Below are 1396 nucleotides of genomic sequence, written 5' to 3'. Positions count from 1 at the left end.
ACTACCTGGTGTGTGGGCGGTCGAGCTCCGCGATGCTCCTATGTCAACTCGGCCCCATCAGGCAGCCGGTCGAAGCTCGATAACCGTCGGTTCTGCGACGTCGGTCCCGGGTTCTGGCCTGGTTGCCACAGCATCGGTGCCACGGTGTTCGTCAGCGCGCATCGCGGAGAACACCCGGTCAGACAGACGCCGTCGCAGCAGTCGCATGGCCTCGGTCTTCGTCTTTCCTCGGGCTATGAGCTTGTCGTAGTAGACAGCGCCTTCCCTGCCCAGACGGACCTGGGTGAGGGCGGCCATGTGCAGGGCGGTGTTGATCCTACGGTTACCTCCGCGCGAGAGCCGCACGCGCACTTTGTTGCCCGACCAGACCGGGATCGGAGCGGTGCCGTTGAACCGTGCGAAGGCGTCCTTGTTCGTGAACCGGCGAACGCCGGCGGTCTCACCGATGATCGCCGCGGCCCCGAGCACACCCAGCCCAGGCACCTCCAGCAAGGCAGGGTGAGACGCCCTGAGGAGCTTGTCCAGACGCCGTTCGATGTCGTTGATCCGCCGGGTGAGCGAGGCGATGTCCTGCAGCAGGTCGCGGGCGATCTCGACGATCACGCCCTGGTGCTGGTCGAGGAACTCGAGCAGCTCTTCGAGGAGGTGGTAGCGGCGCAGGCCTCGGGAGGGGACATGCAGATCGGGGTCGATCTCGTGGAGGAACCAGCGGACCTTGGCCTGCAGCGCGGTGCGGCGGGCGACCAGGGAGCGGCGGTGATCGGACAGCAGCTTCACCTCCCGCATCGGGCCGGGAAGCTCGGCGGTGGGAAGGCCGTCCTCGCGCAGGGCGACCCGGGCCACGGCCTCGGCATCGATCGGGTCGGACTTTCCCGGCTGACGGCCGCCTCGCCGCATACCGGCCATCAAGCGGGTGTGGACCCGCACCACCTTGTGCCCGGCGTCCAACAGGTCCGCTTCGAGTCGGCGCGTCAGGTGCCGACAGTCCTCGACCGCGACCTGGACGTTGGGGAACTGGGCGAGCCAGGCGAGGATCTTCTGGTGCCCTGTGGTTCGGGCTTGGACGGTCAGCTCAGCCATTCTCCTACCGACTTCGTCGACCGCGACGAGCGTGTGCCAATCCTTATGCGCGTCGATCCCGACCACCGTCATCGTCAGCCTCCAGCCTCACGTTTGCCCAGGGGGTCGCTGCAGGGCTCGCGGGCGGGCACGCCTCAGTCGGGCAGGTCGAGCAGGCAGGCTCCTATCAGGCCACGCCCGCGAACCCCGAAGCAGGGCCCGGCGGGGCGGCACATCGCGGAGAAGCCATCGCAGTGCGGGGCAGCGAAAAAACGAGCCAGCCCCGTCGGGGTAGTCCTCATTGTGGTACTGACGCGAAGAAAGCCGACGCGGACTT

The 1396-nt window shown here is 67.6% G+C and carries 1 protein-coding gene; it reads right to left on the bottom strand.

What is annotated here, in order from left to right; genetic code table 11:
* Positions 1 to 57: 57 nt before the first annotated feature.
* Positions 58 to 1152: an IS110 family transposase gene (locus QJS33_RS31205; RefSeq protein WP_306371662.1), complete on the bottom strand. Its 1095-nt coding sequence runs from the start codon at positions 1150 to 1152 to the stop codon at positions 58 to 60.
* Between the last annotated feature and the right edge of the window lie 244 nt (positions 1153 to 1396).

The organism is Nocardiopsis sp. CC223A, assembly GCF_030766825.1.
In the GTDB taxonomy this organism is placed as follows: domain Bacteria; phylum Actinomycetota; class Actinomycetes; order Streptosporangiales; family Streptosporangiaceae; genus Nocardiopsis.
The sequence above is the reverse complement of the archived record's forward strand: the minus strand, read 5'-3'. Positions and strand labels throughout refer to the sequence as shown.